Origin of the sequence: Klebsiella grimontii (genome assembly GCF_900200035.1) — a bacterium.
In the GTDB taxonomy this organism is placed as follows: Bacteria; Pseudomonadota; Gammaproteobacteria; order Enterobacterales; family Enterobacteriaceae; genus Klebsiella; species Klebsiella grimontii.
The window spans coordinates 50502-72840 of the sequence record NZ_FZTC01000015.1; the positions used below are offsets into that span (position 1 = coordinate 50502).

Genomic DNA, 22339 nt, shown 5'->3' on the forward strand with positions numbered 1-22339 from the left:
GGCGCTGTCGGCCCCGCCAGTCAGGAATTAGCGGCTAAAAAAAGCGCGCTGAATCGCCAGCTCGACGCCGCGGACCTCAGCCAGCCCTTTCAGGCGGCCAATCGCGGAATAGCCGGGGTTGGTTTTCTTTTTCAGGTCGTCGAGCATCTGGTGGCCGTGGTCAGGACGCATCGGAATAAGATCCTCTTTGCCTTCCGCTTTACGGCGGTGCTCTTCTTCGACAATCGCTTTCACCACTTCGTACATGTCCACGTCGCCGTGCAGATGCGCGGCTTCGTGGAAGGTTTTCGGGTTCTCTTCACGCAGCGTAGATCGCAGGTGGGTGAAGTAAATGCGCGGCCCAAACTGTTTAATCATATCAACCAGATCGTTGTCGGCGCGGACCCCGTAGGAGCCGGTGCACATGGTAAAGCCGTTCGCCATGCTGTTCACCGTGTCGACCATCCACTGCATATCTTCAATGGTCGAGACGATGCGCGGCAGGCCGAGAATCGGGCGCGGCGGATCGTCCGGGTGCACCGCCATACGCACGCCAGCCTCTTCGGCGACGGGAATAATCGCTTTCAGGAAGACAGCGAAATTCTCGCGCAGGGCGGCTTTATCGATATCTTTGTAGGTAGCCAGATGCTGGCGGAACTGGTCGAGGGTATAACCCTCTTCCGCGCCCGGCAGACCGGCGATAATGTTGCGGGTCAGGCGCGCTTTATCTTCATCGCTCATGGCGGCGAAACGCTGATTCGCCTGGGCGACCTCTTCGGCGGTGTAGTCCGCTTCCGCGCCCGGACGCTTGAGGATATGCAGCTCAAAGGCGGCGAATTCAATCTGATCGAAGCGCAGGGCTTTGGAGCCATCCGGCAGGACGTACTCAAGGTCGGTACGGGTCCAGTCGAGGACCGGCATAAAGTTGTAGCACACGGTGCGAATACCGCACTGGGCCAGATTGCGCAGGCTCTGCTGATAGTTAGCGATCCACTGCGCGTAGTTGCCGGTATGGGTTTTGATCTCTTCGTGAATCGGTACGCTTTCGACCACCGACCATACCAGGCCGGCTTCTTCCACGATGGCTTTACGCTTGAGGATCTCGTCAACCGTCCACACTTCGCCGTTCGGGATATGGTGCAGTGCGGTAACCACTCCGGTCGCGCCCGCCTGACGGACGTCAGCTAAAGTGACCGGATCGTTAGGGCCATACCAGCGCCATGTCTGTTCCATGCTTAACCTCTTCACGTTGTTGACCTGCTTCAGGCCGCTGCTTTGATGGGAGCGTCGGTTCCGGTCAACCATCGTAACGGAGGAGAAACCAGACGATATGGCGTATAAATTCCTCCAATTGGTCGAACAAGTCAACCATGAAAGGTAAATTGGTAAACCAAAATGTGATGGAGATTCGCTAATGGCATAAGTGAAAGGCTCGACATCATTTCAGCCCCGTTGAGTAGCGCCTGTAGATTCTGCTGACGCTCAGAAGGGTATAAGGTTCCGTGCGTCACGTCTTGATAAATGGTTAACCAATGGCATCAACATGTCGACCATAAGCGCCAGAAAGCGTGCGGACTCGCCGTAGATCACACTTTTTGACTATAACGATTTCCATATAAAAACTGCGTGTTATCATTTCGCTGATAAATACCTTTTCAACTCTCACCGAGGCTTTGATGCTGGAGAATGTCATCATTAGATAATCAGCTTCCCGACCTTTTCAGGCCGGACTGGTTATCGCTGCGCTTAAACCTTACGCGAACACCTGCGGGTGTTGGCTCGTTTTTACGCATGATGATGAACAGGTTTCTTCAGTATGAATCTATCCCGTCAGGAACAACGTACCTTACACGTTCTCGCTAAAGGTGGCCGGATCGCGCACGTTCGCGATGCATCAGGCCGCGTCACTTCTGTTGAATGCTACAGCCGCGAAGGGCTCCTGCTCAGCGACTGCACGCTCGCCGTTTTCAAAAAACTCAAAACCAAAAAGCTGATTAAGTCCGTCAACGGACAGCCCTATCGCATCAATACCACCGGGCTGAATAATGTCCGCGCACAGCTGGATAATCGCTAAGGAGCCTCTGATGACAAACCACAGCTTCACTTTTCATGTCGCCTCTGAAGGCGATACCAATGACATTCTCCATGTCGAAACCCGGGCTTTCGGCTACAGCAAAGAGGCCAGGCTGGTGGCCGATTTGCTCAACGATGAGAGCGCCTGCCCGACGTTATCGCTGCTGGCCAGGCATAACGGAAAGGCGGTTGGGCATATTTTATTCACCCGGGCGACGTTCAAAGGGGAGCCGGACTCGCCGATGATGCACATCCTTGCTCCCCTTGCGGTGGTGCCGGAATACCAGGGCGCGGGCGTTGGCGGAGGGCTTATCCGTCACGGCATTGAGCAGTTGAAAGCCATGGGAAGCCAGACGGTATTTGTTCTGGGCCACGCCACTTACTACCCCAGGCATGGGTTTGAGCCATGCGCGGGAGATAAAGGCTATCCGGCGCCTTATCCCATTCCCGAGGCGCTCAAAGCCTGCTGGATGCTGCAGCCGCTTTCATCTCAGCCGCTGGGACGAACGGGTCAAATACAGTGCGCCCGGGCGTTAATGAAACCCGAGCACTGGCGCGAGTAATCAATAAGGAAATGATGATGACTATTGGCACGATTATTACAGGTTCCAGGCATATCGTGTTGTCATCCCGGGAGCGCAAAATCCCCTGGGATGACCCGGCGTTTAGCCAGCGTATGCTAGAGAACCATCTGTCGCAGGAGCACGACTGGGCCAGCCGCAGGCGGGCGGTTATCGAACAACAGGTGGCGTGGATTGCCGGACAGCTGCCCGCCGGCGCCCGCATTCTCGACCTCGGCTGCGGGCCGGGTCTTTACACGCGCCTGCTGGCCGAGCGCGGCTTCTGCTGTACGGGCGTGGATTTTTCACCGGCGTCGATCGCCTGGGCCCGCCAGCAGGCTCAGGCGGCCGGGCTTGATATTGCCTATCACCAGCAGGACGTTCGCGACTACGCGCCGGAAACACCGTTTGATTTCATCATGATGACCTTCGGTGAACTGAATGTGTTCAGCGCGGCTGAGGCCCGTTCGCTGGTCAACCGCTGCGCGCAGTGGCTGGTTCCGTGGGGAAAGCTGCTCATCGAGGTTCATACCTATGCCGAAGTTAAACGTCAGGGAATGGCCGAGCCCGGCTGGCAGCGCTGTCCGCAGGGGCTGTTTCTGGATGTTCCGCACCTGCTGCTGACCGAGCACGCCTGGGATCCGGCGGCGCAAACCAGCTCCACGCTGTTTATGGCGATTGAAGAGAGCGGCAAGGTGACGCGCTTCGGCAGCCAGATGACCGCATGGCGCGATGACGGCTATCTCGACCTGCTGCGTACGGCGGGTTTGACCACCATTACCCGCCCGGATGAGGCGGAATGGCCGGTCAGCGAAACCTTTGCCGGCAAGCTGTACGCGCTGCTGGCCGAAAAAAACGTTCCCGATTCTCTTTGTGCAACACCCATAAAAGGAATTCAACCATTGGATATCCCACGTATTTTCACCATTAGTGAAAGCGCTCACCGCATCCATAACCCATTTACGCCGGAAAAATACGCCGCCCTTGGCCGCGTGCTGCGGATGAAGGCCGGAACCCGCCTACTCGACCTCGGCAGCGGTTCCGGGGAGATGCTCTGTACCTGGGCGCGCGATCACGGCATCCGCGGTATCGGCGTTGATATGAGCGCGCTGTTCAGCCAGCAGGCTCAGCGGCGGGCAGAAGAGCTCGGCGTTGCCGACAGCGTAACCTTTATTCATCAGGACGCCGCCGGGTACGTCGCCGAGGAAAAATGCGACATCGCCGCCTGCGTTGGTGCGACCTGGATCGGTGGCGGCGTCGCCGGGACTATCGCGCTGCTGAGCAAAAGCCTCAAACCCGGTGGTATGCTGCTGATTGGCGAACCGTACTGGCGCAAGATTCCGGCAACGGAAGAGATAGCACAGGCCTGTGGCGCCTCTTCGCTCGCCGACTTTCTGACGCTTCCCGACCTGGTCTCCTCTTACGATGCGCTTGGCTATGACCTCGTCGAAATGGTGCTGGCGGACCAGGAAGGTTGGGACCGCTACGAAGCGGCGAAATGGCTCACCCTGCGCCGTTGGTTAGAGGAAAACCCCGATGATGACTTTGCGTCAGAAGTCAGGGCGGAGCTGACGATGGCGCCAAAACGCCATGTCACCTGGACGCGTGAGTATTTTGGCTGGGGTGTGTTTGCGTTAATCAAGCGGTAGTTGAAATACCCGGCATAGCCGCAAGGCTATGCCGGGGCAGGGGGATTCAGAACCGCAGGAAAGGGCACCTTGGGTCAGGCCTGACGGCGGCAGCCCGTGTTATCAGAATTTCACGGTCACCTGATTGCCGATCACCCACGCGTTTTTAATCTCCTCGCTTCCTCCCGGGTGGGCCAGCAGCTGCAGGTTAGGGCGCACGGTCAGCCAGGGCGTAACGCGGAAGCTATAATGCAGCTCTGCGGCGTACTCGGCTTTGCGAACCGGGACATACAGGGGATTATCGTAATCCTCGATCCCCCGCATCTGGTTCAGGAGCTGCGCCCGACGGGCGACTCTGTCGTTGGCGTGCATTTTACTGACGCCGAAGCTGATAAAGTCCTGCGGACGACTGGCGAAAGGACCTTTATAAATGGCGCCTGCCTGCATCTGATAGTCCATTGTCGCTGTATCTTTATCATTCATTGCCAGATGCGCGAAAAGGCTAAGGCCATTTTGTCGATGGCTGCTCGAGTGGGTAATTTGCTGGCTGATATAGAGATAACCTCCGTAGCGGCCGTCGTGTCGCCGGGCGGCCTGGTGCGTGAGGACATAGGGGTCGCCATTGTCATCATCCAGCACATCGTTGGCCTCCGCCGTGTTATACCAGCCCCCGAGTTTCCAGATGCCGGGGAGTTTTGCCGCGCCGAGGGTGGGTGAGTATCCCAGCTCAAAAAGGTACATGTACCCCAGATGCCCGGTTCCATCGAGCTCGAAGCTTCCGTGGCGGGTGGCGTAGTTAGGATTGTACTGAAACGCCCCGGCCTGGACGTAAAGCGCTGGGGTAGGGCTGTATTTGACGCGGCCACCCCACTGGCCTATAGGGGTGTTATACCAGACACCGCTGCCGTGTCCGGCTAAAGAACCGCACAGCGACAGGTTTTGAAAAAAGCAGCCGTTATTATCAAAATCCTCTCCTGGCGGCATCAGTCCCACCTTGATATCCAGCTTCTTCTCCCACCCGCTTTTTTTGAACCAAAACTGCGTCGCGTGCCATGTTTGCCCCCGCCCGTAGTTACTCTGGACACCGGAGCCTATTACCGGCGCGCGCGGATCCTGTAGCCGATCCTGAGTCAGATCTCGCCCGTTACGATTATTCACCGACGCTTTAAATTCACCGTCGCGAATACCTAAAATCTTTTCCAGGTCCATATCTACGCCGAGAATATACTGGTCGCTGTAGCGCAGGGTTTTATCGCGATCGTAACCGCCGGAAATATTCGTGGCCGTCATCGCGCTATATTCCAGCGTAAAATCATAGCCATGCTGACGCAGATCCGTCCGCACGCCTCCCCACTCTCCGGTCATATTTTTTGCTGTTGGAGAAAAAAGCGTATCGTTGGCCAGAGCCAGTAAAGGATAGAGAAATGCCAGCAGCATCATGCCGCTTTTAATGAGTGTGTTCATGTTTTTCACCGCCCGTTGATGAGCCAGGTCTATGAAGTGTTCCCGATAGGGCGCAGCTGAATCAGCCGACTACGCCGACCTCCTGTCAGAGGTGGCTCCGCGAATCCCGGAGCCACAGGCCGTCTATGGCGACAGCTCTTCTAACGATTTCCCTTTGGTTTCAATGGCAAAAATCCACGTAATCAAGCCGCCAATCAGCGCGATGACCGCGAAAGTGACAAACACAAAACGGATCCCGAAGCCGCTGACGATAAACCCGACCATTAATGGGCCAATGGATGACCCCGCGCGTAGCCATGCGCTGGAGTACGCGGTGCCAATGGCGCGTAGCCGGGTGGGATAAAGCTCAGCCGCATAGAGATAAAGCGAGAAGGCGATGGTCTGAAGAATGGCGTAGGTCATGCTTCCCAGAATCAGAATTTCAACGGCGGATTTTGCGCCCAGAACAGAAAGCGCAATCAGCGGAACGACGGCCAGTAAAAAGGCCCATGTGTACCAGCGCTTGCGCCCGACGCGGTCGATCAGCAAGGCGCAGATCACCGAAGCGACGACGCCGCAGGAGGAGGTGATCCAGCCGTAGGCCAGGCTGGTATCGAGGGAGAGGTTAAACCAGGTTTTGTAAAGGGTCGGGAACCAGGTGATCATTCCGTTGTTGACGCTGTAAACCGTCAGCCACAGCCCCCACAGCATAAAGGTGCGGGATTTATAAATACCGCCGAAGAGGGCCTTAACCCCTTCCGGAGCCGCTTTTTGCACCGCGGGGGCTTTTATTTCAGGTTCGGGCAACGTCATCCCACGCCTGATCACCTCAGATTCCAGCGTCGATACGACGTTGTCCGCTTCCTTCAGCCGACCTTTTGCAGCCAACCAGCGCGGTGATTCAGGCATCAGCCAGCGCAGTGGAACGGTCAGCGCTGAGGGAACTAAGCCAATTAAAAACATGACCTTCCATCCATAGATAGGCACAAGAAAATACCCGACCAGGCCCGCAAACATCATGCCGATAGGGAAAATCACCTCATACAACAAAAAGAAACGCCCGCGCTTCTTTGCTCCGACAAATTCGTTGATATAGGCGCTGGCAACGGGAACCTCCGCACCGATACCCACCCCCTGTAAAAAGCGAATAATCAGAATTGACCAGCCGTTCCAGGCAAAAAGGCACGCCGCATCCATCAGAACGAACATGATGATGGTGATACGTAATACGCCGATACGGCCTATTTTTTCCGCCAGCGAACCAAAAAACAGCGCGCCGCACAGCTGGCCCACGTAGCTGGCCGCAATAATAAGACCGACAAACGTCGGCGTAAGGCCCCACTCCTGGGTGAGCTGGGGAAGCGCAAAAGCGATAGCAATAATGGTATAGGCATCGAAAAACGTCGATAAGCCGACGATAACGCGGATCGCCTTCAGCCGCCGGGTGATGGGCAGACGTTCCAGTCTTGCCAGCAGCGCGTCCGGTGTTGACGCCGTTCCGCTGGCAACGGCGTAATCTGAAGCAATGGCCTGAGTTGACATAGTATTACCCTGTTAAACGTTGTCTGGGGCATACACGTAAGGTTCTGAATAACAACAGGGCAACGGACCCTTATCCAAAGACGTGCTGCATATAATGCTCTCTGAATTCGTTTGTGGTAACGTTACTGCAATCGATTTCACTTTCAGTTAATCCTTTGCTGGATTCACCGCTAAGTCAATTGCGCCTGTTGTATAATTGTCGAGCAGTTCACAATCTGAAAAAACTAACCGGTAAAAAAACGAAGCGGTGAACGCAGGGCAAAGTGAATAAAAAGGGTCAATGAACGACCTGCCGGGCGCACCCAGGCAAAGTGAAGCACCATTCCTTTTGTCCGGGCGAGGTTTGACGTAAGATCCTTTAACCCCACGGTTTGCACGATGGTATCCGTTGAACGGGCAACACGGATTTTTACCCGCATTGATGAGTTGGAGCAGCAGATGGATCAAGAAAGTGAACTGAACGATTTGCCGGAAAAAAAGCTGGCGACAATGCGGGATGTTGCTCGCGCCGCGGGCGTTAGCGTCTCGACCGTTTCACGGGTACTCGATGAAAGATTACCCACCTCGCGCAGCGCCTCGGCAGATAAAATTCGCCAGGTTGCCCGAGAGCTGGGCTACCGTCGGGACTATGTTGCTTCCAGCCTGCGGCGCGGCGATACCGGGACGCTTGGCGTCCTGGTTCCCAGGCTAACCGATGCCGTCACCGCCATGCTTTTCGAAGAGATAGCCCGGGCCGCGGCCAGACGAGGGTATTTCGCGATTGTAGCGACCTGCGGGGATAGCAAGGAGCAGGAGAAAAACGCCGTTGAGTCGCTGCTGGATCGCCGCGTGGATGGGCTGATCATGTCCACCTGCCGGCTGGACGATCCGTTGCCGCAAGCCCTGCGTGAACGGGATGTTCCCCACGTACTGGCGCTGCGTACCGACGGTTTTAGCCCCTCATCGGTAGGCGACGATGAGCTTGGCGGCTATCTGGCTACCCGGCACCTGATCGATTTAGGTCACCGCGATATTGGCCTGATTGGCGGCCCTGATTTTGCCTCCAACGCGCGCAACCGGCGTAAGGGCTTTGAGCGGGCAATGCAGGAAGCCGGGCTCAGGATCGAAGCGGACTGGTGCTGCCATTCAGATTTTAACATCGCCTCGGGAGAGCAGCAGGGAATGAAAATTCTCAGCCAGCCTCACCGCCCAAGCGCGCTGTTTGCCGTCAATGACGAACTGGCGATTGGCGTCCTGGCGGCCGCGCACCAGCAGGGCCTGGTGATTGGCGAAGATCTCTCGCTGGTGGGATACAACGATATTCCGCTGGTGAGCAGACTGCCCGTGGCGCTGACTTCGGTCAGAACGCCGCTGGAGCATATCGCCAGCAATGCGGTTGATATGTTATTGAATCCAGAGATAAATAATAATATGCGGATTACCACGCCTTCCCTTATTCCCCGTAAGTCTACCGCGTCTCCACGTAAATAATCCCTCTGCGATCCTCCCCCGACTTTCCAGGAGAAAGCGGGGAGGGTTGAATTTTGTATAACGGATCTCATCCCGGATGCAGATTGCTGTTTAGTTTGTGATCTGCGTTGCATTTTTAACCAACATGGCGTTGACGGTTTTATTTTTGAGGTTCAATGTCAATTGCGTGAAAACGATTGCAGAAACGATTTCACTTTCGTTTCAAATCATCGCTTAATCGCAAACAAATGCTTACTCATCAAGGGGATATTTATGATTAACATCGATCTGAGAGGTTTAACTCCGGCTCCGGTTACGCCATTCACTCGCGATGGACGCGTAGACTATGATGCCATTCAGCGCCTCGGTAACTGGCTCGGCAGCATCGACGGCGTGAAAGGTCTGGTGGTTCTGGGACACGCGGGGGAAGGGACTTTTCTGACCCAGGAAGAGCAGGCGAATGTGATCCGCGCATTTGTGAAGTCGGTGGATGATAAGCTTCCTATCATTGCCGGTATCACCGGGGAAGGGACCGAAGTGGCTGCGCTGGAGGCGAAGCGCGCCGTTGCCGCCGGGGCATCCGCAGGTTTGCTCTATCCTTCTCACGGTTGGCTGCGTTTTGGCTATCAGGATGGCGCCCCCCAGGATCGCTACCGCGTGGTGTATGAAGAAAGCGGCCTGCCGCTGATTCTTTTCCAGTATCCGGATGTCACTAAAGCCACCTACAACCTGAAAACCCTGCTGGATATCTCCGCGCAGCCGGGCGTATTTGCCATGAAAAATGGCGTACGTAATATGCGCCGCTGGGATACTGAAATTCCGGTGATTCGTCGCGAGCGTCCGGATCTGCAAATCTTAAGCTGCCACGATGAGTATCTGCTGCATACCGCGTTTGATGTGGATGGTTTCCTGGTCGGCTACGGTAATATCGCGCCTGAGCCGTTAATTGAAATGATTAAGGCGGGTAAAGCGGGCGATTACGTTAAAGCGCGTCAGCTGCACGATCGACTGCTGCCGGTGACCAAAAGCGTCTACCACCGCGGTTCTCACATGGAAGGTACCGTGGCCCTTAAGCATGCGTTGGTTGCGCGAGGGATCCTTGAACATGCCACCGTTCGCTCTCCGCTGCTGCCGCTCGAGAATGGGGCTGAAAAAGAGATCCACGACGCCATGCGCGCCGCTGAGCTGGGCCGCGTCCGTTAATTCATTATGATTCAGTTGTGAATCCGCAATGCAGAAATCGGCCTTACTGTATTGCGGATAATCGGTTACTTCGCCCCGGTATCATTTCATTCTCTTCATCATCACGTCGGGGCTTTCACCTCTGTCTCTTCCCAAGGTGATTTATGAAACTATTAAGCTTTCGCGTTAATGATAAAAATAAATATGGTCTGGCGACCGCCGATGGCGTCATCGATCTGCAGGCGCTGTTCCCTCAATATGGCAGTCTGCTTGAATTTCTGCCGCACCTTCATCTGCTTGATACTCTACCGCCGTCCGCGAAGAAAACGCATTATTCCTTCAACGAGATCGCTTTCCTGCCGGTCATTACTGAACCGAAAAAAATCATCTGCGCCGGCGTGAATTATCGCGATAAAAACGTTGCGGGTAACGAGAAGCCCGCGAATCCTGTGCTATTCATCCGCTTTGCGGATTCGCAGACCGGGCATCTGGCGCCGCTCCTCAAGCCGGAGTGCAGCAATGAGTTTGACTATGAAGGCGAAATGGCGCTGGTGATCGGCCGGGGAGGGCGCAATATCCCTGCGCAGGAGGCGCTGCAGTATGTTGCCGGCTACAGCTGCTATATGGATGGCTCGGTGCGCGACTGGCAGCATGCCTGCTTTACCGGCGGGAAAAACTGGCCTGCAACGGGCGGCTTCGGCCCCTGGCTGGTGACGGCGGATGATATCCCCGACCCGCAAAATCTGAATATTACCACCCGGCTCAATGGCCAGACGGTGCAGCAGGATAATACGGGCAGCATGTTGTATTCAATTGCCGAACTCATTGCGTATATCAGCAACTTCAGCGCGCTCTCTCCGGGAGACGTTATCCTGACCGGCACCCCCGGCGGTATCGGAAAAAAACGTACGCCGCCGCTCTTTATGCAGCCCGGGGACAAGGTGGAAGTTGAGATTGAGCAGATCGGATGCCTGATTCACACCGTGTGCAGCGATGCCGCTGTATCGCGATAAATTGTCGTTCACCGGCAGGTTACATCCAAAGATATGGTGAGCGCGAGTTTGCCCGGCGGCCATGTCATCTTGCGAAGGGTTAATGCCGGACAGGGAGCCGTGGAGGCAATATATGATATTGGTCCAGTTTCTGGTGGTGCTGCTGTTTCTGTACATCGGCATGCGGGTTGGCGGGATCGGCGTGGGGTTTGCCGGCGGCGCCGGCGTGATTGTCCTCAGCGCGCTCGGCGCGACGCCGGGCGATATGCCGATGCTGGTTATCGTGTTTATCATGGTGGTGATCGTGGCGATTGCCGCCATGCAGGAGGCCGGCGGTATTGAATATCTTGTTGACCTCACCGAGCGCCTGCTGCGCCGCTATCCGCGATTGTTAGTCATCACCGCGCCGCTTTCCACCTGGCTATTAACCATGATGGCCAGCACCGGGCAGGTCTCCTTTGCCTGTATGCCGGTTATTGTCGGCGTGGCGAAAGAGAACAATATAAAACCTACCCGCGCGCTTGCTCTCTCCGTCAGCGCGTCTTTGCTGGGTATTGTGGCGTCGCCCATTTCCGCGGCGGTGATTTTTTTCTCGGGGATACTGGAGAAAGGGCATGACGGCTGGGGCTATATTGAGCTCATTGCGGTATCAATACCGTCCACCTTTCTTGCGCTGCTGGTCACCTCCTTTTTTTACCTGTTCTGGGACAGAATCCGCCAGCAGGATCGGCTCTGTGACAATCCGGTTCAGGTTAAGGCACGGACTGAGCGGGCTATCCCGCCCTATGCCGGTCGTTCGGTGCTGATCTTTATCGTTGGGCTGGTTGCGGTTCTGGCCTATGCGATTGTCACCAGTCCAAAATTAGGGCTGATTGCCCATCCGGTCATGAGCAGCGGGCAGGCGCGGGTAGGGGTGATGATGGGCGTTGCGCTGCTGATTGTGGTGTGCTGCCGGGTTAACGTCCACAAGGTCCCGTCCGGCTCGGTGTTTAAAACCGGGATGACCTCCTGCATCTGTATCCTTGGCGTCGCCTGGCTGGGTTCCACCTTTATGGACAGTAATCAACAGTGGCTGCAAAGCGCGGTCTCGTCACATTTATTGGATTCGCCCATTATGTTGGCGCTCATCATTATGGCGGCATCATGTTTCTTGTATTCGCAGGCGGCTTCAACAAAAATTTTATTCCCTGCCGCGCTGAGCATGGGCGTTGCTCCCGCTATTTTGGTCGCCTGCTTTCCGGCTACGGCTTCTCTTTTTATTTTGCCAAATTACCCGACGTTACTGGCAGCGGTAGAGCTGGACGATACCGGCTCCACCAAACTGGGGCGACATATTATCGATCACCCTTTTCTGCTGCCTGGCCTGGCATCGGTGCTGCTTTCTATTCTCTTCGCCGCGGGGCTGGCTCTTATAATTCGGTGAATCACGCCAATCTGGCCTGCGATAGGTTGGGGAGCAGGCCGGTGATTATCTCTAAAACATGGCGAAAATTGTCACGTTTATTCGAGGGGGGCAGATGAGCCGTTTTCAGGGAGTTATCATTCCCGTGCTGGTCAGAATTGTTGTAAAACCAAATAGAAATCACCGCTCAGACAGGGCCTTCGGTTGTTGAATCAAAATCCGATTCGTCGGCCGCCACTAAGAGCGGCCCTAACGAGGCAAACAGGCGCTGTATTTCTTCATCCGCTGCGGTGAGGATGACTGCGGATTGATTTATTCCATCACTATATGCCAGGCGTAATCTGACGCAGTTTGCAGGCTGGAATATCTCACGTAGGGTTCGGGACTGAATACCTGGTACAAGCGAAATCAGGGTGTGTGAATCGCGTAACCGCACACCGCGCGCGAGTTCATTTAAAGTATCAGGGTTAACGCTAATAATAATGACATCCGCTTCATCAATGACCGCCTGGTGATTGTCCAGGGTCCAGCAGGGAAATTTCCTTGCCAGCCTTTGAGCCCGTTCGCTGTTTGCCGGGGACAGAAACACCTGGGCGCCCGTTTCCGCCTGAAAGAATCCTGCGATCAGTTTTTCGCTTAACGCATCCACGCCCAGAACGCCTATTCTTTTCATTCGTCCCCCGGTTACGTGCATGAGAGGCGGCGAGATGACGCTCCGCCACGATAATATCCGGTCTCCGGCGAAGCAGGTCGGCCGGCATCCCCACAGAGGCGATCTGCGCGGGCCTGGGCCATCCGCGCGGTTGCCTGAGCAAGATCCAGATTCTGCGCGAGTGCGTCAGACACCAATGAACTCAACATCGGGTCGTTAAACCCTTCCCACCACACATCAAAACTGGCGATCCGCGAGGCGCTTCTTTGCTGGACGGCAGGCTGAGAGTGATAGTGCTTCAAAAGCGGTGCATCGGGACGATGATAATCCGGCCCAACGGCACAGCCCGCCAGTAAGCCAGCCGTGACGGCCAGGACAAGAGTACGCAGGAGAAACATGATGTGCCTTGAGTCAACTGTGATTTGTGACTACATTACCAAATGGTCACAAGTTGTCAATCGGGGCCTTCTGGGCTAAGCTGGAAAAATGACAAAATACACAAATGCACACTCCTCACGGGGACCGTCGGACCATTGCGTCCGCGATCGGATTGTGGAAGCCGCTACGGAGCACTTCGGGTATTTCGGCTACGAGAAGACCACCGTGTCAGATCTGGCGAAAACGATTGGTTTTTCAAAAGCCTATATATACAAATTTTTCGATTCAAAACAGGCGATTGGAGAAGTCATTTGTGCTAACAGGCTGGCGAAAATCTCTGAGGTCGTCAATGACGCGATTGCCGATGCGCCTACCGCCTCCGAAAAGCTGAGGCGGTTATTGAACGCGCTGATCGAAGCCGGTAACGATCTGTTCTTCCACGATCGCAAGCTTTATGACATTGCTGCCGTTGCCTCCCGGGAGCGCTGGCCTTCCGCCGCCGTCTATCAGCAGCAGCTGCGACAGCTAATACAGCACATCATTCAGGAAGGTCGGCAGGCGGGGGAGTTTGAACGCAAAACCCCGCTGGACGAGACCGCTGATGCCATCTGTCTGGTCATGCAGCCTTATATTTGCCCTTTACAGCTGCAATTTAACCTCGATACCGCACCCACTGCGGCCGTCCTGCTCTCCTCATTAATACTCAGAAGTTTAGCAATCCAAAAGTGACCATTGACTTAATTGGTCACATGAAAGAGTATGGTTCAACTGTCCTGTCAAAATGTTTAAGGAACTCCATGCTCAGGCTCAAATCAGCCCCTCTTGCCGTTTGCCTGCTGCCGTTTGCCCTCGCGGCCTGCGGTGACGTTTCCGGCACAGACGATCCCCGCACTCAGCCTCCTCTGGTCAGGTCTGCGACCGTAGTGAGTGCGATGGATGCCTCCCGCGCGTTTACCGGCGTTGTTGTCGCCCGCGTTCAAAGCGATCTCGGTTTCAGAGTGCAGGGCAAAATTCTTGAACGTCTCGTCGATACCGGTCAGAACGTCAAGCGCGGCCAGCCGTTGATGCGTCTGGATCCCGTGGACCTCGGCCTGCAGGCGCAGGCTCAGCAACAGGCTGTCGCGGCCGCACGGGCCCGCGCAAAACAAGCTGCGGCGGATGAGGCGCGTTACCGCGGTCTGGTCGCGGCAGGGGCGGTGTCGGCATCGGCCTACGACCAGATTAAGGCGGCCGCCGATACGGCCAAAGCTGAACTCAATGCGGCTCAGGCCCAGGCGAATGTGGCGCAAAACGCCACGGGCTACACAGTGCTGCTGGCCGACGCCGACGGCGTGGTTATGGAGACTCTGGCTGAACCCGGTCAGGTGGTTAGCGCCGGTCAGCCGGTGGTTCGTCTGGCCAGAGCGGGCCAGCGCGAGGCCAGCGTGCAGTTACCCGAAACGTTACGTCCGGCTCCCGCAAGCGAGGCCGAGGCCATGTTGTACGGCACCGGTAAACAGACGGTCCCGGCGAAACTGCGTCTCCTTTCCGATGCGGCCGATCCGGTCACCCGCACCTTCGAGGCGAGATATGTGCTTGAAGGGGCGCTGGCGAATGCGCCGCTGGGATCCACCGTGACGCTGCACATTGCAGACGGTAAATTACCGAACCAGGTTATGCAGGTGCCATTAGCCTCCCTCTACGATCCGGGCAAAGGGCCGGGCGTCTGGCAGATTTCAGGTCAGCCAGCCAAAGTGTCGTGGCGGTCCGTTCAGGTGCTGGGATTGAGTGATGATGCGGCGCAGGTATCCGGTAATCTCCAGCCTGGCGAGAAGGTGGTCGCGCTCGGGGCGCATCTGCTGCATGACGGTGAGGCCGTACGCATGGCTGTACAGAACGATGCCAGCGTCGCCGGGAGTCGGCCATGAGCGACGGCAAATTCAATCTTTCAGCGCTGGCCGTTCGCGAGCGTTCCATCACGCTGTTCCTCATTATCCTGATTACCGTGGCCGGGGTTTTGTCGTTTTTCGAACTGGGGCGCGCGGAAGACCCGCCGTTTACCGTCAAGCAGATGACGATTATTTCTGCCTGGCCGGGCGCTACCGCGCAGGAGATGCAGGATCAGGTTGCTGAACCGCTTGAAAAGCGGATGCAGGAGCTCAAGTGGTATGACCGTAGTGAAACCTACACCCGTCCCGGTCTGGCTTATACCATGCTGTCACTGCAGGACAGCACGCCGCCTTCACAGGTGCAGGAAGAGTTCTATCAGGCGCGCAAGAAGCTCGGCGATGAGGCCAAAAACCTGCCGGCAGGCGTTATCGGACCGATGTTCAATGACGAATTTTCCGACGTCACCTTCGCGCTCTTTGCGCTGAAGGCGAAAGGAGAGCCACAGCGGCTGCTGGTTCGCGATGCGGAATCGCTGCGTCAGCGTCTTCTGCACGTGCCGGGGGTGAAGAAGGTCAATATTATCGGCGAACAGGCCGAACGCATCTTTGTTTCGTTCTCGCATGACCGGCTGGCCACGCTGGGCGTTTCCCCTCAGGATATTTTCTCCGCCCTTAACAGCCAGAACGTCCTGACGCCCGCTGGATCGATTGACACTAAAGGACCGCAGGTCTTTATTCGCCTGGATGGCGCTTTTGACAAACTGGAGAAAATCCGCGAAACCCCCATTGTTGTCCAGGGCCGGACCCTGCAGCTATCGGACGTGGCGACCGTTGAGCGGGGTTACGAAGATCCGGCAACCTTCCAGATCCGCAACCAGGGGGAAACGGCGCTGCTGCTGGGCATCGTGATGCGGGACGGCTGGAACGGGCTGGATCTGGGTAAGGCGCTGGATGCGGAAACGGCCAAAATTAATGCGGGTATGCCGCTCGGCATGACCCTGACCAAGGTCACCGACCAGTCGGTCAACATCAGCTCCGCCGTTGACGAGTTTATGATCAAGTTCTTTGTCGCGCTGCTGGTGGTGATGGTGGTCTGTTTCGTCAGCATGGGGTGGCGCGTGGGCGTAGTGGTCGCCGCTGCCGTACCGTTAACGCTGGCGATTGTCTTCGTGGTGATGGAAGCTTCCGGTAAAAACTTTGACCGTATCACCCTGGGCTCGCTGATCCTGGCGCTCGGGCTGCTGGTCGATGATGCCATCATCGCCATCGAAATGATGGTGGTGAAAATGGAAGAGGGCTACGACCGCATCAAAGCCTCCGCCTATGCCTGGAGCCACACCGCCGCCCCGATGCTCGCCGGTACGCTGGTCACCGCCGTTGGTTTCATGCCTAACGGTTTTGCCCAGTCCACCGCCGGCGAATATACCAGCAACATGTTCTGGATCGTCGGTATCGCCCTTATTGCCTCCTGGATTGTCGCGGTGGTGTTTACGCCTTATCTGGGCGTGAAGATGCTGCCCGATATCAAAAAGGTAGAGGGGGGACACGCAGCGATTTACAACACCCGTCATTACAACCGTTTTCGCCGGTTGCTGGCCTGGGTTATCGCGCGCAAGTGGATCGTAGCGGGTACCGTGATTGCCGTCTTTACGGTCGCGATACTCGGCATGGGGCTGGTGAAAAAACAATTTTTCCCCACCTCCGACCGTCCTGAGGTGCTGGTTGAAGTGCAGATGCCCTATGGCACCGCTATCGAGCAGACCAATGCCACCGCGGCGAAAATCGAAGCCTGGCTGAGAAAGCAGAAAGAGGCAAAAATCGTCACCTCCTACATCGGGCAGGGGGCGCCGCGTTTCTTTCTGGCCATGGCCCCCGAGCTGCCTGACCCGTCATTTGCGAAAATAGTCGTGCTGACGGACAACCCGGAAGCCCGCGAGGCGCTTAAGTTCAGACTGCGTGAAGCGGTGGCCGGTGGGCTGACGCCCGAGGCGCGCGTGCGCGTGACCCAGCTGGTGTTTGGTCCCTATTCACCCTATCCGGTGGCTTACCGCGTCATGGGGCCTGACCCTACCACGCTGCGCGAAATCGCAGATAAGGTCGAAAAAGTGATGCAGGCCAGTCCAATGATGAGAACCGTCAACACCGACTGGGGGCCGCGAGTACCGGCGCTGCACTTCACGCTCAATCAGGATCGCCTGCAGGCGGTGGGGCTGACCTCGAATGCGGCCGCGCAGCAGCTTCAGTTCCTGCTTTCAGGGATTCCGATCACCTCGGTACGGGAAGATATCCGTTCGGTACAGGTCATGGGACGCGCGGCGGGGGATATCCGGCTTGACCCGGCAAAAATTGCCGGCTTTACCCTGGTGGGGGCTGCCGGGCAGCGCATTCCGCTGTCTCAGATTGGCGAGGTTGAGGTGCAAATGGAAGAGCCGGTTATGCGCCGTCGCGATCGTATACCGACCATAACTGTCAGGGGAGATATAGCCGAAAATCTGCAGCCGCCGGATGTTTCTACCGCCATCACGAAGGCGCTGCAGCCGGTCATCTATACGCTGCCGGACGGATACCGCATCGAGCAGGCGGGTTCGATCGAAGAGTCCGGGAAAGCCACCAAAGCGATGGTGCCGCTGTTCCCTATCATGATTGCCATGACGCTGTTGATTATCATCCTGCAGGTGCGGTCGATGGCGGCGATGGTGATGGTCTTCCTCACCGCGCCGCTGGGGCTGATTGGGGTGGTGCCAACGCTGCTGCTCTTCAACCAGCCTTTTGGCATCAATACCCTCGTCGGGCTGATTGCGCTGTCCGGCATTCTGATGCGCAACACCCTGATCCTGATAGGCCAGATCCATCACAACGAGCAGGAGGGGCTGGCACCCTTCCATGCGGTGGTGGAGGCAACGGTGCAGCGGGCTAGACCAGTATTGCTGACGGCGATGGCGGCCATACTGGCGTTTATCCCGCTGACGCACTCGGTGTTCTGGGGGACGCTGGCCTACACGCTGATTGGCGGGACGTTTGGCGGCACCATTATCACGCTGGTGTTCCTGCCCGCCATGTATGCCATCTGGTTCAAAATACGTCCTGATACGCAGAAACCTGCGGAACCGCAGGCTGCAGTTTGACCGTGATGCACTAAAGAAAGGGTCGCCAGACGACGTTCCGGTGGCCCTGAAAATATCGACCCGAATGATGAGGATTTAACGATGGCTCTCGAAAGGCGAAAGCGAATAGTCGTAACCGGATGCGGCATGATCGGCCCTCTGGGATGCGATACAGAGATAGCCTGGCGCAGGCTTCTTAAGGGCCAATCGGGGATAAGGCGTCTTTCGCCAGACGTCAGTGACGGAACCGGTGTCGCTGTCGCAGGCCTGGTACCTTCTGTTGTCGAAGATCCTGAAGCCGGCTATGACCCGGAGCGGTTTATACCGACAAAAGAGCGAAAGAAAATGGACCGTTTCATTGAGTTTGCGCTCATGGCGGCCGAGGAAGCGCTGACGCAGGCAGGCTGGCGCCCGGTGGATGATGACTCGCAGCAACGCACAGCAACCATTATCGCATCCGGTGTGGGAGGGTTTGGCGCGATTGCTGATGCGGTAAGGACTACCGATACGCGCGGCCCACGGCGACTATCGCCGTTCACTGCGCCCTCTTTTCTCGCCAATATGGCTGCAGGCCATATCTCGATCCGACATGGTTTCAGGGGGCCGCTTGGCGCGCCGATCACAGCATGTGCGGCAGGCGTGCAGGCGATTGGCGATGCGGCCCGGCTTATCAGAAGCGGCGAAGCTGATATCGCCATTTGTGGGGGTACGGAGGCCGCAATCGATCGCGTTACCCTGGGGTGCTTTGCCGCGGCGCGTGCGCTCTCCACCGGGTTTTCGGAAAACCCGGCTGAAGCGTCAAGACCCTTCGATCGCGATCGGGACGGGTTTGTTATGGCGGAAGGTGCCGGGTTATTAGTGATTGAATCTCTTGAGCACGCGCTTGCGCGCGGCACGACCCCTCTGGCTGAACTGGTGGGATATGGCACCAGCGCCGATGCATGGCATCTTACCGCCGGGCCGGAAGACGGTAGCGGCGCACGTCGGGCAATTGAACTGGCTTTGGCTCAGGCGCAGGTGAAGGCCGATGAGATCCAGCACATCAACGCCCATGCCACCTCAACGCAGGTAGGAGACAAAGGCGAACTGGCGGCCATCAGGTCTGTGTTCGGTGGGGGATCGGCTGTCGCTATCAGTTCGACAAAATCTGCCACCGGCCATCTGCTGGGGGCCGCAGGGGGTGTTGAGGCCATATTTACCGTGCTTGCCTTACGCGATCAGGTTATACCGCCGACGTTGAATCTGCATCATCCGGATGAGGCGGGGCAGGGCCTGGATCTTGTCGCGTTAAAGGCCCGTCCTGCTGCTATAACCTATGCATTATCAAACGGTTTTGGTTTCGGTGGCGTCAATGCGAGTCTTCTGTTTCGTCGCTGGGAAACGACGTGATGGCGTGCCACGACTTAATCCTGAAGCGTTTATTGATAAGAGCCCGGGGGAGTCGTTTTTATTTTGGCCATTTGGTTCTTATCATCATAATTCAGCTTTATTTTTTTGTTGTCCGTATCGTCTACAGATCAACGCCTGAATAAAGATATTGGCCTCAGTGCCCAACGCTAATTTCTGCATAATATAATAAAAGCTGTACTATTAACCACTGTCGCCACTGGCAGTGGTTTTTTTTATGGAAAAATATCGGTTAACCCTAAAGTCAAATAATGTCTTATTTGCTGTATAACAGGCATTCTTAGGGCGAGTGGCGATCTTAAAGCGTGGTTCACCTTTTCCAACAATGATTTGCAATGGATTGCTAAGCCAGCTTCTGACCATCGATTCTTCTAAAGAATGTGCATTTTGCCGCCGCTCAGGCAGGTACCGCTTTCGTCATCATCGGCAGCCACGTTATACAGGCCAGTTGATGGCTCGATTATTATCAATGATATCTTCGTGTGTTGGCGCCTCACCCAGCTTACCGAAGCTGGCATAAAGCGAAGGCAGACGGGCCCGTCCTTCTCCCTTTTTCGCCAGGGGGAAAGCGCGAAGCATGGTGGCAGCCTCCCAGTCGCAACAATAGGATGGCGTGCACGGCTGCTGACGCCATGATTCAGCGATAGACCCGGAAAATACGGGGTCAAAGCCGGTATCGTTAACCAGGGACATCGTGATCTGTACTGCGGCTGGATGATCTCCTGCTACTGCGACCGCCAGGCGACCGCGGCTCCCCTCAGGCAGCCCCAGTTCTGCCAGAGAGTCGGCGAGTATATTGTTGAAGGCTTTGATAACGGGATGCCCAATCTGCTCCTGAACCCATTCGCTTTCCGTCCGATCTTCATCCAGCGCAGCAATCTGCGGATCGCGCAGACCTGGATAATAGTTGCTCGTATCAATGACAGGGACATGTGGAGGTAAACCCGAGAAAAACCCATCAGGCAGGCTACTCACCGCCGGGAATGGAATTGACAGAATAACGGCATCTACGTCAGTCACTGCACCATATATGTCCGCCGGCACTGCGTTAATTTCACTGGCAAATTCCCTTACCGCGTCTAAACCGCGTGAGTTTGCCACTTTTACCTCATGCCCAGCTTCGCTTAATTTACGTGCAAGCGTACCGCCAATATTGCCTGTACCAATTACGCCGATTCTCATCTTCACTCCTGAAGTTGTTTGCAATAGGGGGTACACTAATCCCTTACTGTGGTAACCACAAGAACACACAAAATAGTGGGTAGCTTACTGGAGGTAAGTATGGAAAGAGACTGGCGTTGTGATATACCTGAACAACGGCTCGTATGGGCGCAGGTTACCAGCGAAGCCCTGAAGATTATTGAAGGTAAATGGAAAACAATCATTTTATGCCAGCTTTTCGCCGCTAAAGTTCCACTGCGCTTTTCTGAGCTTGAACGTAGGATCGAGGGGGTAAATCAAAAGATGCTTATACAGCAGCTTAAGCAGCTGGAAAAAGATGGGATTATATTGCGGACGCTTTATCCTGAAGTCCCGCCTCGTGTTGAATACTCCCTCACGGAACTGGGAACAGCACTGGGCCCATCTATGGCGGCATTGATTGAATGGGCCCTGCTGCGTCGGGAAACGCTTGGCCTTGAGCCTGGTTGAGATAATCAGGCCGATATATCCCGAATTGTTTATATTTTCCGCAATGATCTTCGAGACTTGTTTCGTCATAACCGACGTTCGCTGTCTGCTCTTAGCGGACCTCAAGCTCGGTCAGATGGTCAGCTTAGTGCCAGAAGCAGACGTTGAAAATGAAAAGGGAAACGCCTTTCGCTACTCCCTTATTTATGAAGTTTGGCTGCTGCTTTCAACGTAGCTTGCAGTCTCTTTTCAATAAATGGCGCAACTTGTTGCTGGGCTTTTTTTAGTTGTTCTTCAGATGCGGAGCGGGGCGAGCCACAGTTAAAGGGAGGGGCTGGGTCATATTCCATATGCAACTGAATATTTTGTGCAATATCAGATCCGAATATTTCTGATACGACATTGAGGGCAAAATCGATACCTGAAGTCACTCCTGCGCCCGTGATACGGTTGCGGTCACGTACTACGCGCTCATTTACCGGCTCTGCGCCCAACAACTCCAACTGCCCCAGTGAAGCCCAGTGCGTCGTCGCTTTATATCCATCCAGAAGCCCTGCGGCGCCCAGCACAAGCGCTCCGGTGCAAACAGAGGTTATCAGCTTTGCTTGTTTACTTTGAGCCCGGATAAACGAAAGGACTTCTTCATCCTCCATCAGGTTTATCTGGCCAGGCCCTCCGGGGACACAAATTACATCCAGTGCGGGACACGCATTGAATGTGGTGGTTGGTTGAATCGCCATACCGCGATCTGAAACCACAAGGTCCAGGTTTTTCCAGATGAGATGAACCTTTGTATCTGGAGCCCGTGTAAAGACTTCATATGGACCAGTCAAATCAAGCTGAGTAAGAGCAGGGAACAGGAGCAGACCGATTGATATATCTGTGGAATGACTCATAAAAGTCCTTTCTCTAAAAATGATTGTTTCAATAGGTTTGTCAATGCACTGAAGCATGTCTCGACAGGACGAATGCCTGTCTGTTTTGACGAGGGGATCGTAGTGTAACTCATCAAATGATCTTAGCTACCTGTCGCCAGTTGGTCAGGCGAACT

At 55.7% G+C, this 22339-nt stretch carries 18 protein-coding genes and 2 pseudogenes; 13 read left to right on the forward strand and 7 right to left on the reverse strand.

From position 1 onward, the window contains the following. Positions 1-27: 27 nt before the first annotated feature. Entirely contained in the window at positions 28-1212 is a 1185-nt protein-coding gene (gene uxuA, locus KOSB73_RS07860; protein WP_049085652.1) for a mannonate dehydratase, read from the reverse strand. 583 nt (positions 1213-1795) lie between these two features. On the opposite strand from uxuA, the gene KOSB73_RS07865 reads away from it, so the two are divergent. The 4 genes and pseudogenes from KOSB73_RS07865 (at position 1796) to KOSB73_RS31100 (ending at position 4261) form a co-directional block, all read left to right on the forward strand. Continuing rightward, entirely contained in the window at positions 1796-2053 is a 258-nt protein-coding gene (locus tag KOSB73_RS07865) for a YjhX family toxin (RefSeq protein WP_004132607.1), read from the forward strand. A 10-nt stretch (positions 2054-2063) separates the two neighbouring features. Further along, on the forward strand, positions 2064-2615 hold the full coding sequence (locus tag KOSB73_RS07870; protein WP_004132606.1) for a GNAT family N-acetyltransferase: 552 nt from the start codon (positions 2064-2066) through the stop codon (positions 2613-2615). A gap of 113 nt (positions 2616-2728) precedes the next feature. After that, positions 2729-3157: pseudogene (locus tag KOSB73_RS31095) on the forward strand (class I SAM-dependent methyltransferase); the annotation flags it as partial. A gap of 357 nt (positions 3158-3514) precedes the next feature. Then, positions 3515-4261 (forward strand): SAM-dependent methyltransferase, encoded by a 747-nt coding sequence (locus tag KOSB73_RS31100; RefSeq protein ID WP_223226925.1) that lies wholly within the window; start codon positions 3515-3517, stop codon positions 4259-4261. A 102-nt stretch (positions 4262-4363) separates the two neighbouring features. Here KOSB73_RS31100 and KOSB73_RS07880 read toward each other — a convergent pair whose 3' ends face one another. Together KOSB73_RS07880 and KOSB73_RS07885 are read right to left on the reverse strand one after the other, a co-directional pair. Continuing rightward, complete coding sequence (locus KOSB73_RS07880) at positions 4364-5704, reverse strand: carbohydrate porin (RefSeq protein ID WP_049085654.1); 1341 nt, start codon at positions 5702-5704, stop codon at positions 4364-4366. A 123-nt stretch (positions 5705-5827) separates the two neighbouring features. After that, positions 5828-7225 carry an MFS transporter gene (locus KOSB73_RS07885; RefSeq protein WP_004132593.1) on the reverse strand — a complete coding sequence of 466 codons (1398 nt, stop codon included), beginning with the start codon at positions 7223-7225 and terminating at the stop codon, positions 5828-5830. Positions 7226-7663: 438 nt separating this feature from the next. Between KOSB73_RS07885 and KOSB73_RS07890 the strand changes: the two genes are divergently transcribed. The 4 genes from KOSB73_RS07890 (at position 7664) to KOSB73_RS07905 (ending at position 12271) form a co-directional block, all read left to right on the forward strand. After that, entirely contained in the window at positions 7664-8695 is a 1032-nt protein-coding gene (locus tag KOSB73_RS07890) for a LacI family DNA-binding transcriptional regulator (RefSeq protein WP_049085676.1), read from the forward strand. A gap of 252 nt (positions 8696-8947) precedes the next feature. Further along, positions 8948-9877, forward strand: coding sequence for a dihydrodipicolinate synthase family protein (locus KOSB73_RS07895; protein ID WP_004129307.1), 930 nt, complete (start codon positions 8948-8950; stop codon positions 9875-9877). Positions 9878-10020: 143 nt separating this feature from the next. Continuing rightward, entirely contained in the window at positions 10021-10869 is an 849-nt protein-coding gene (locus KOSB73_RS07900; RefSeq protein WP_098140360.1) for a fumarylacetoacetate hydrolase family protein, read from the forward strand. A 112-nt stretch (positions 10870-10981) separates the two neighbouring features. Further along, entirely contained in the window at positions 10982-12271 is a 1290-nt protein-coding gene (locus KOSB73_RS07905) for an anaerobic C4-dicarboxylate transporter family protein (protein WP_049085656.1), read from the forward strand. Between the two features lie 166 nt (positions 12272-12437). Here KOSB73_RS07905 and KOSB73_RS07910 read toward each other — a convergent pair whose 3' ends face one another. Further along, on the reverse strand, positions 12438-12923 hold the full coding sequence (locus tag KOSB73_RS07910; RefSeq protein WP_053086601.1) for a pyrroline-5-carboxylate reductase family protein: 486 nt from the start codon (positions 12921-12923) through the stop codon (positions 12438-12440). A 104-nt stretch (positions 12924-13027) separates the two neighbouring features. Further along, positions 13028-13300, reverse strand: a pseudogene (locus KOSB73_RS31105) (TolC family protein); the annotation flags it as partial. Between the two features lie 88 nt (positions 13301-13388). Between KOSB73_RS31105 and KOSB73_RS07920 the strand changes: the two are divergent. The 4 genes from KOSB73_RS07920 to fabF all read left to right on the forward strand — a co-directional run bounded on the left by KOSB73_RS07920 (position 13389) and on the right by fabF (position 19641). Further along, positions 13389-14009 (forward strand): TetR/AcrR family transcriptional regulator, encoded by a 621-nt coding sequence (locus KOSB73_RS07920; RefSeq protein WP_049085659.1) that lies wholly within the window; start codon positions 13389-13391, stop codon positions 14007-14009. A 68-nt stretch (positions 14010-14077) separates the two neighbouring features. Then, on the forward strand, positions 14078-15187 hold the full coding sequence (locus KOSB73_RS07925) for an efflux RND transporter periplasmic adaptor subunit (RefSeq protein ID WP_049085660.1): 1110 nt from the start codon (positions 14078-14080) through the stop codon (positions 15185-15187). Beyond that, positions 15184-18273: an efflux RND transporter permease subunit gene (locus KOSB73_RS07930; protein WP_098140362.1), complete on the forward strand. Its 3090-nt coding sequence runs from the start codon at positions 15184-15186 to the stop codon at positions 18271-18273. Before KOSB73_RS07925 ends, KOSB73_RS07930 begins: the two co-directional genes overlap by 4 nt. An 81-nt stretch (positions 18274-18354) precedes the next feature. Further along, positions 18355-19641 carry a beta-ketoacyl-ACP synthase II gene (fabF, locus tag KOSB73_RS07935; RefSeq protein ID WP_098140363.1) on the forward strand — a complete coding sequence of 429 codons (1287 nt, stop codon included), beginning with the start codon at positions 18355-18357 and terminating at the stop codon, positions 19639-19641. Positions 19642-20094: 453 nt separating this feature from the next. Here fabF and KOSB73_RS07940 read toward each other — a convergent pair whose 3' ends face one another. Beyond that, complete coding sequence (locus tag KOSB73_RS07940) at positions 20095-20841, reverse strand: NADPH-dependent F420 reductase (RefSeq protein WP_049085662.1); 747 nt, start codon at positions 20839-20841, stop codon at positions 20095-20097. Positions 20842-20940: 99 nt separating this feature from the next. On the opposite strand from KOSB73_RS07940, the gene KOSB73_RS07945 reads away from it, so the two are divergent. After that, complete coding sequence (locus KOSB73_RS07945) at positions 20941-21309, forward strand: winged helix-turn-helix transcriptional regulator (protein ID WP_004132581.1); 369 nt, start codon at positions 20941-20943, stop codon at positions 21307-21309. 179 nt (positions 21310-21488) lie between these two features. Here the strand turns inward: KOSB73_RS07945 and KOSB73_RS07955 are convergent, their stop codons facing one another. After that, positions 21489-22184 (reverse strand): DJ-1/PfpI family protein, encoded by a 696-nt coding sequence (locus tag KOSB73_RS07955; RefSeq protein WP_049085678.1) that lies wholly within the window; start codon positions 22182-22184, stop codon positions 21489-21491. Between the last annotated feature and the right edge of the window lie 155 nt (positions 22185-22339).

What these genes read in the sequence shown, in the direction of transcription:
- KOSB73_RS07905 (WP_049085656.1), top strand. Translation starts at nt 10,982, where the DNA reads ATGATATTGGTCCAGTTTCTGGTGGTGCTGCTGTTTCTGTACATCGGC.
- uxuA (WP_049085652.1), bottom strand. Translation starts at nt 1,212, where the DNA reads ATGGAACAGACATGGCGCTGGTATGGCCCTAACGATCCGGTCACTTTA.
- KOSB73_RS07870 (WP_004132606.1), top strand. Translation starts at nt 2,064, where the DNA reads ATGACAAACCACAGCTTCACTTTTCATGTCGCCTCTGAAGGCGATACC.
- KOSB73_RS07955 (WP_049085678.1), bottom strand. Translation starts at nt 22,184, where the DNA reads ATGAGTCATTCCACAGATATATCAATCGGTCTGCTCCTGTTCCCTGCT.
- KOSB73_RS07895 (WP_004129307.1), top strand. Translation starts at nt 8,948, where the DNA reads ATGATTAACATCGATCTGAGAGGTTTAACTCCGGCTCCGGTTACGCCA.
- KOSB73_RS07945 (WP_004132581.1), top strand. Translation starts at nt 20,941, where the DNA reads ATGGAAAGAGACTGGCGTTGTGATATACCTGAACAACGGCTCGTATGG.
- KOSB73_RS07900 (WP_098140360.1), top strand. Translation starts at nt 10,021, where the DNA reads ATGAAACTATTAAGCTTTCGCGTTAATGATAAAAATAAATATGGTCTG.
- KOSB73_RS07920 (WP_049085659.1), top strand. Translation starts at nt 13,389, where the DNA reads ATGACAAAATACACAAATGCACACTCCTCACGGGGACCGTCGGACCAT.
- KOSB73_RS07910 (WP_053086601.1), bottom strand. Translation starts at nt 12,923, where the DNA reads ATGAAAAGAATAGGCGTTCTGGGCGTGGATGCGTTAAGCGAAAAACTG.
- KOSB73_RS07940 (WP_049085662.1), bottom strand. Translation starts at nt 20,841, where the DNA reads ATGAGAATCGGCGTAATTGGTACAGGCAATATTGGCGGTACGCTTGCA.
- KOSB73_RS07930 (WP_098140362.1), top strand. Translation starts at nt 15,184, where the DNA reads ATGAGCGACGGCAAATTCAATCTTTCAGCGCTGGCCGTTCGCGAGCGT.
- fabF (WP_098140363.1), top strand. Translation starts at nt 18,355, where the DNA reads ATGGCTCTCGAAAGGCGAAAGCGAATAGTCGTAACCGGATGCGGCATG.
- KOSB73_RS07890 (WP_049085676.1), top strand. Translation starts at nt 7,664, where the DNA reads ATGGATCAAGAAAGTGAACTGAACGATTTGCCGGAAAAAAAGCTGGCG.
- KOSB73_RS07885 (WP_004132593.1), bottom strand. Translation starts at nt 7,225, where the DNA reads ATGTCAACTCAGGCCATTGCTTCAGATTACGCCGTTGCCAGCGGAACG.
- KOSB73_RS07925 (WP_049085660.1), top strand. Translation starts at nt 14,078, where the DNA reads ATGCTCAGGCTCAAATCAGCCCCTCTTGCCGTTTGCCTGCTGCCGTTT.
- KOSB73_RS07865 (WP_004132607.1), top strand. Translation starts at nt 1,796, where the DNA reads ATGAATCTATCCCGTCAGGAACAACGTACCTTACACGTTCTCGCTAAA.
- KOSB73_RS07880 (WP_049085654.1), bottom strand. Translation starts at nt 5,704, where the DNA reads ATGAACACACTCATTAAAAGCGGCATGATGCTGCTGGCATTTCTCTAT.